The sequence below is a fragment of the uncultured Thiodictyon sp. genome, assembly GCA_903837595.1.
GTDB lineage: Bacteria > Pseudomonadota > Gammaproteobacteria > Chromatiales > Chromatiaceae > Thiodictyon.
Genome location: CAILVI010000002.1, coordinates 22,440 through 29,724, shown reverse-complemented (window position 1 = coordinate 29,724; position 7,285 = coordinate 22,440). Strand labels below are relative to the sequence as shown.

Sequence of the window (7,285 nt, the reverse complement as noted above, 5' to 3'; positions counted from 1 at the left end):
AGATGGCAGCGACCGCGCCCGCATGGATCAACCCGGGCACTATTGCTCGGCAATTTATCTCCGCCCCCTTCAGTCGCAGCATTTTGGATTACCGCACCGTATTAGTTCACGGATTCAGGTTAATATTTGATTTTCCGCTTCGCGCCGGAGGCACAAACGTCTGTACGCGCTAACGAACTTTCCTTGCGTACTGACGCATGTACCGTGCACGCTGACGAACTCCCCGTGCGTGCCGACGAATGTTCCGTGCGCACTAACGAACTTCCCGTGCGTGCTGACGAATGTTCCGTGCGCACTAACGAACTTCCCGTGCGTGCTGACGAATGTTCCGGACGCACTGACGAGACTCCAGGGCGCACTCGCCCTCGTGCCGACACGGCGCCTGGGGACAAGACCAGTCTGCCGCGGGACCTGACCGCCCGCGCCGTCCGCTCGCTACCGCTCGCTCCCTGCGCGGGCAGTCCGGCCCCGCTCCCTGCCTGTCGCTTCCGGCCTGGGCTGGGGACCTAGGACGAGCCGGAAACCGTAGAGCTGGTTGCGGAGGCCGGGAACGAAGTGGGCGCGGCACGCGGAGCGCAGGTCGCGACCGATGTCGAACCAGCTACCGCCGCGCAGCACACGCCTCTCGCCCGAATCGGGGCCGACAGGATCGGTAACCGGACCGCTCGGGTAGTCACCAAACCAGTCCTGACACCACTCCCAAACATTGCCGTGCATCTCGTCCAGGCCCCAGGGGTTGGCCGGCAGGGTGGCCACCTCGACCGTCTCTTTCCGATACAGACCCTTCGTCTCCCCACGGTAGGGATAGTCGCCGTTGTAGTTCGCCTGCGCCGGATCGAGGTCCTCGCCAAAGGAAAAGGAAGTGGTGGTGCCGGCGCGACAGGCATATTCCCATTCCGCCTCGGTCGGCAGGCGCGGTAAGGTCCGGGGCCAGGCCGTTCAGCCGCTTGATGAAAAGCTGTGCATCCCCCCAGCTCACAGATTCAACGGGCCTTTGCTCGCCTTTGAAGTGGCTCGGATTCTCGCCCATCACCGCCTGCCACAGGGCCTGGGTGCAGGCGGTCTCGGCAAGCCGAAGCCGCGGCTGAGGATGACCTCATGGACCAGTTCATCGTCATCTCGGGCGTACTCATCCTTCGGCGAACCCATCAGAAACCGCCCCGGCGGTATCCAGCGGAATTCTGGGCGCACGCCAATGTAGGTCAACCCCTGCCAGAGGCCGCAAGGGTCTTCGCCCCAGTCGCTGGCCCAGGGGGCGGGGAAATGCTCGGGTTGGGGGCCGGGCGGGACGCTCATCGCCAGCCAAGGCCCTTGCTCATCGTGCCCGCCAGCCGCGGCCCGTCCCCAACCGGTCGAGGCTTTAGCCGGTGGCGACGCCCGACGTATCCCAAGGGAATCAGTGGCATCCCCACACCAACCCGGCTAACGGCCATGCCAGCCACCCCAAACGATGAAAGTCCCCGTGGGAGCGGCTTCAGCCGCGACGAACCCACGGCGGCGCCCGGGGTCCAGGACGGGGATATGGAAGAAGCGGTCGTTCATCCTAAAATCCACAGATGAACATAGATTTTCTTTTACTTTTCATGCGCTTATCGCCATTGGCACAATCACCGGAAAGGTGAGTCCCCGGTCAAGAGTAAGTCAATGAATCATCTGTGATAATCTGTGTTCATCTGTGGATAACTGCTCTTTCTAGGTTCATGGGTTTCCACTGGAGTTGATGTCTATCCGCGGCGTCCGGCCAAGGGCCGACCGGGAGCGACGCTTGGGGACCAGATCGGCCCGCGCCTTCCGCTCTCTACCGCTCGCTCCCTGCGCGGACAGTCCGGCCCCGCTCCCTACCTGCCTATTCCTGCCTGGGCTGGGAACCTAGGACCAGCCGGAAACCGGCAAACTGGCGGCGGTTGCCGGGAACGCTGAGGAAGCGGGACGCGGAGCGCAGGTCGCGACCGTCGCGCAACCAGCTACCGCCGCGCCGAACACGCCCCTCGCCCGAAGGAGGGCCGACAGGGTCAGTCAGCGGACCGGCGTGGTACTCACCATACCAGTCCTGACACCACTCCCAGAGGTTACCATGCATCTCATAGAGACCCCAGGGATTGGCGGGCAAGCTGGCCACGTCCACCGTTTGTTCGCGATACAGCCCCTTCGTGTCCCCGCAGTAGGGATAGTTGCCGTTGTAGTTCGCCTGCGCCGGGTCGATGTCCTCCCCGAAGGAGAAGGGGGTGGTGGTCCCGGCACGGCAAGCGTACTCCCATTCGGCCTCGGTCGGCAGCCGCGCGGTAAGCCCCGGCTCCGCGCTGTTCAATCGTTCGAGGAAGCGCTGCACATCGATCCAACTGACCGTGTCCACCGGCCTGCGCTCACCGTTGAAACCGCTCGGGTTATCGCCCATTACCGCCTGCCACAGGGCCTGGGTACAGGCGGTCTCGGCGAGCCAGAAACCGCGGGTGTGGCAGACCTCGTGTTGGCGTTCGTCTTTGAAGCGGTCCTGCTCGTCCGCGGGCGAGCCCATGAGCAAACGGCCGGGGCCGATCCAGCGCAAGCGCTGCGTAATCCCTTTGAGGTCGGCGGCGGCGAAGAGCCCGGCGCCGTCGCGCCCCAGGGTGTGCGCCCAGGCGGGCCGGTCGAAGGGCGCGACGACCAGTTCTTCTTGATCGGTCCACAGCCGCCAGACGGACTCACCCAACGACAAGGCGGCGGCGGCGTCCAGGGCCAAGGCCAGGTGCGGTGAGCCGGGGCGATCCTCGCGGGCCTGGGCGCTGGCCCTGCGGGTCAGCACGCCGTCCGCCACCGGGCTGCCGCTGGTGAACGCCGCCGCGGGCGCCGGCCAGGGCTCGACTTGCAGAGCCTCACCCCGCTGGACCAGCCGCCAGGTCTGGGGCCGCTCGGGACGCTCCAGTGCGTCTTGCGCCCGCTGGAGGTCGAAGCCGGCGGGCAGCACCGCGCCTTGCGTCTCGACCCCCTGGTTGGCCAGCAGCCAGAGTGCAGGGGCTATGGGTCCAGGCGTCGGGGTGGCGGTGGACCCAGGCGGCGAGAAAGCGCGCGTGCTCACCGTCGTCGCAGCCCTGGGCCAGGGCCTGCACCACGCGGTCGAGAAAGGCCTCGGCCGCGGGGTCGGTGCGGCCCTGCATGGCGGCGAAGAGTACGCGCTCTTCCATGCGCTCGGCCTGGCTGGCGCCGGCCGCCTGCTGGGCGCGGATCAGTGCCCAGGCGAGTTCCCGCTGGCCCTCATCGCCGGTGGTGCTGAACGACTCGCGCAGGCGTTCGATCTGTATCGGGTCGCCGGGAAACAGGGCGAAGTCGCCGGCCACGAAGGCGGGGTGGAGCCAGGCAGCGGCCTCGCTGCCGACATCCGCGAACCCCACCGGCAGGCGGTGGCGCAGGTGCCGCAAGAGGGCGGGGCTGATGGCGATGCAGGCGCTGAGCAGGGTCAGCAGGTGCAGCGCCCCGGAGTCGCGGCGGATCGCATCGAGCGGGTCGGGCGGTTCGCTCGGCCAGGGACGGGGGCCGCCCGGCCGGGGCGGCATGGCGGCGGTGCGGTCCAGGACCACCGGGTAGAAGAGCCTGGCCAGGGCCGGGTTCCACCAGCGCGCCGGGCAGGGGGTGAGGACCACCGGTACAAGGCCGCCGGCCGCGAGTCGGCGTCCGAAGGCAACCCAGGCCTGCCGCTGGCACGGGGTGTCCAGGCAACCCAGGTCGCCGGCGATCAGGACTGGGGTGCCGGCGGGGGGTGGGTCATAGGGACGGGGCGGACCCCAGGCGCGGCCGTCCCAGGGCTGCACCGGGCCGGCGGGACCCTCGTCCATGCGCAGGATTTCCAGCCCGGCGGTGCCGCGCAGGCGCGGGAGTTGGTCCTTCAGTGCATTGAAGTCGCCCCAGAAGGGATACAGGCGCTGATGCAGGTCCAGGATGAGCTGGCCGCGGGGCGCCCAGCGCAGACCCTGGAGCCGCGGCAGGCGACGCAGCGGGCGGGCACGGGCGACGGCGGCGACGGCCCTGGGCAGGTCGAGGCGGCGGCGCTCGGCGTGCTCTCCCAGGACGGCGCGCAGGAAGGGCCAGAGGCGCGGCCAGGGGACCAGCGGCGGCGGGGCGGCCAGGGGTTCGACCGGGGTTTCGGGTGGCAGCGGGTCCGGGGGTGGAACCGGCAGCGGCGCGGCCAGGGCGCGGCGCTCGGTCAGGCGGTAGTGGCGGTGGCGGCGGGCGCCGGGGTCTGGCGCAACAGGCGCTGGTGCTGGGCCAACGTTGGCCAGCGCGAAAAATGTCCCGATCAACCCGGAACCTTCGATCATGGGCGATTCCTTGAAGCCCAAACGCTCGGCCAGGCGACGCAAGCGGTCCTCATCCAGGCGATCCGCCCAGCGGATCAGGTCGGCGCGGCCGAGAGCACTCTTGTTCATCGCTCGCGCGACATCCCGGTCAGCCGGCTTACCACCCATGGCACTGGAGTCCGGCGTCCGGCCGGAATGACGGCATTGTGGGTAGGCTGGGTAGGGCGCAGCGAAACCCAGCGATCAACGTCTCACTCAGGCGCGGACGATGGGTTTCGCTGCGCTCAACCCATCCTACGGGGAGGCGTCTTGGCGCCGGCCTTTCCGCGATCATGGATTGCCGGCTCCGCTCTTGTCCAACGCAAACCGGGCAATGCGCATGAAGAGCTTCCGTTGCGCGGCCTCGTCCGGCCCGCGGGCGTTCACCAGTGCACGCAGGATGTCCAGGTATTCGGCCTGACCGGGGGCGGGGCGGCCCAGGTCGCGGGCGCGGGTGCGGTCCTGGATCAGTTGCTCGGCAACCAGGGTGCGGACCGACTCGGTGCAGTCCGCCCCAAAATGCTCGCCGCCGCGCCGCACCAGACAGGCCCGAAGCTCTGCGTGCTCGGTGGGCAACTGGAGCTTGAGCACCATGCAGCGGCGCAGGAAGGCGGCCGGGAGTTCGCGCTCCTCGTTGGTGGTGATGACCACCAGGGGCGGCGGGCAGCCGGGGTGCAGCCCCACCGGTTCGGCCAGCCAGGGCACCGGGAAGGCGCCGTTGCCCAGGGTCTCCATCAGGCTGTTGTGCAGGTCCGCCTCGGCCTTGTCGATCTCGTCGATGAGCAGCACGCGGCCCTGTGCCGGTTGCCAGCCGTCCGGAGCGGCCGGGGGCTGGACTTGCAGAGGCTGTGGTGGGCGGACTGGCGGCGGGCGGACTCCCAGTCGAAGACCCACCAGAGCGGGCCGGGGATCAGGTAGCGGCGGGGGTCGAGCCGTTCCTGGGGCGTGAGCGCCGAGGGCACCGAGGCCAGGACCTGGGCCTCGCCCAGGCGGGCCACCGCGTCGTATTCCCACTGGAGGTCCTGCGCCTCGCTGCGCGAATGCACCACGCTGGAGACAAAGAGCCGGCCCAGGACCTGGGCGGCGGCGCGGGCCAACTGGCTCTTGCCGACCCCGGGCTCACCGCGCACCAGCAACGGTCGCTCCGCGGCCAGGGCGGCGAGCGCGGCGTCGGCGCTGGCCACGTCGAAGAGGTGGACCGAGGGGGGCCAGGTGCCGCAGCGCCGCAACTCAATGCGGGTGTCGATGGGGAGATCGGGAATCATCGCTGAACCTCGTCCGGTTGAGTGAACTGCCCAAGTGCACCGATTTCTTGCAGGCATTCGCGAATGTTGGCCGCAAGCTCACTGGCGGGCAGCAGAAAGATACTCCCCGCCGCGTGTGCTGGCCCACTGATGACGAACAGATGAATCTGCGGGATGCGTTCATGGATCGCCCGCAGGACACTTGGAAAATTAAAGGGATCGTCCCCGCCGCGGCCATCGATCACCAGCCGACGGCGCCGCCCCTTCTCCCTAAGCTGGATGTTCAGGCGGTGAGTCAGTTGCTCGATCTCGTCCGGGTGCAGCCTCGTCGGGGCTGGGCGGCCTTCAATATGTTGATAGATCAGGCGCCAGATGTAATCGACGGCCCGACTAACGTCCAACAGCAGCGGGTTATCGAACGCGAACTCGCCCTTTGGGGCAAGATCGTTCAGGCCGCTTTCCCATCGGCCATGATCGACCCCGAACTCGGCCGCGCAGCCACGCCAGCGGGCGGTCAGGACCTCCAGGCAGGCGTCGCGACCCAGCGGAATATGGAAGGCCGCACCATCGAACCAGCCCTTGACCAGGGCGGCATCCTCCCGCTCGTAGCCGTCCAAAACCGCGGTGACCGTCATCCACCCGAGGATATGCTGGGCCTGCGTGCGCAGCAGGATAAAATCCCCTTGCTGACGACGAAACTGTTGGGCCGCTTGCGGCAACGCCGCGCGAAAGGCCGCCATCGCCGCGCGAAAGCCGTCTGCCTCTCGCGCACAGAGCCGCTTGGCGATCTCCGCCGGGTCGGTGGCACCGCGGCTCCCGGGCTGGGCGGAAAGGGCCGCGCACAACTCCGGCAGCCGACGTAGCGATTCGGCGATGGCGGCAACGGCATCGTCATGGATGGGGCTGGCCGTCTGCGATTCGTCAGACCCAAGGTCTTCCTCTGGCAGGGCTGGGTCCGGTTCACTGTGATAGCTGGACAGCACATGCCTGACGAAGCGGGCGGCATTGCCGGCGGCCAGGGTCTGGCGGGCGTCTTTGCCTTCGCCCTTGTGGCCGTCGGCGTAATCGCAGACCGCCTTCACGACGATCCACTGCCGCGACTCCAGCAGGGCCGCGCTGTAGATCCCGGCGGCCTCCATCTCCCCACCGATCGCCTCCGGGTAGGCCTTGCGCAGCTGGTCTTTGAAGCCGGGCTCGTCGATCAGCTTCTCGCCGGAGAGGATCTCGCCAAAACACACCGCGTCGCCCGTCCAGTAGGGCGGCGATGAGACCAATTGGAACTGTTGCTTGAGATGCGGATGCACTGTCACCGTATCGCCCCGGCGCACCGTCTTCTTGCCGACGCGCTGGGGCTCGTAGCAGGACACCCGATCCGAGACCAGGATGGTGCCGATCGGGTGCTTGTCCGGATTCATGCCGAAGGCGATACCCACGGCAAGGAGCCAGCGGGGGTCGAGCTTGGTGATCGCATCCAGTGCCAGGGTCGCCGAGCCGCCGGGGGTGGCGCTGCCCATATTGGTGGCAGTGGCCAGAATGCGGCGCCCCCCGATCTCACCTAGGTCCAGGCATGGCAGACCCTGAATGATGCGGGGCTGGGGCGGTCTGCCACCGGGGCCGGCGAAGGTCTCGACGATCGCGGTGCGCTCCTTGTCATTGACACAGAGCAGCAGCACGTCGCAGCGGCTGTCGCGGGGTCCCCTGTCGCGTTTCGACGCTGTCGCCGTTGGCCGC

At 68.1% G+C, this 7,285-nt stretch carries 6 protein-coding genes; all 6 read right to left on the bottom strand.

What is annotated here, in order from left to right; translation table 11 throughout:
* Nucleotides 1-435: 435 nt before the first annotated feature.
* The 6 genes from QZY44_RS00160 to QZY44_RS00135 all read right to left on the bottom strand — a co-directional run bounded on the left by QZY44_RS00160 (nucleotide 436) and on the right by QZY44_RS00135 (nucleotide 7,227).
* Nucleotides 436-912, bottom strand: coding sequence for a formylglycine-generating enzyme family protein (locus QZY44_RS00160; protein WP_295440556.1), 477 nt, complete (start codon nucleotides 910-912; stop codon nucleotides 436-438).
* A gap of 934 nt (nucleotides 913-1,846) precedes the next feature.
* Complete coding sequence (locus QZY44_RS00155) at nucleotides 1,847-2,944, bottom strand: formylglycine-generating enzyme family protein (protein WP_295440552.1); 1,098 nt, start codon at nucleotides 2,942-2,944, stop codon at nucleotides 1,847-1,849.
* Complete coding sequence (locus QZY44_RS00150) at nucleotides 2,853-4,400, bottom strand: hypothetical protein (protein WP_295440550.1); 1,548 nt, start codon at nucleotides 4,398-4,400, stop codon at nucleotides 2,853-2,855. Before QZY44_RS00150 ends, QZY44_RS00155 begins: the two co-directional genes overlap by 92 nt.
* 201 nt (nucleotides 4,401-4,601) lie before the next feature.
* Nucleotides 4,602-5,099 (bottom strand): hypothetical protein, encoded by a 498-nt coding sequence (locus tag QZY44_RS00145; protein WP_295440548.1) that lies wholly within the window; start codon nucleotides 5,097-5,099, stop codon nucleotides 4,602-4,604.
* Entirely contained in the window at nucleotides 5,045-5,575 is a 531-nt protein-coding gene (locus tag QZY44_RS00140) for an AAA family ATPase (protein ID WP_295440547.1), read from the bottom strand. The genes QZY44_RS00145 and QZY44_RS00140 overlap by 55 nt, the downstream gene beginning before the upstream one ends.
* Nucleotides 5,572-7,227 carry a hypothetical protein gene (locus QZY44_RS00135; RefSeq protein ID WP_295440545.1) on the bottom strand — a complete coding sequence of 552 codons (1,656 nt, stop codon included), beginning with the start codon at nucleotides 7,225-7,227 and terminating at the stop codon, nucleotides 5,572-5,574. The genes QZY44_RS00140 and QZY44_RS00135 overlap by 4 nt, the downstream gene beginning before the upstream one ends.
* Between the last annotated feature and the right edge of the window lie 58 nt (nucleotides 7,228-7,285).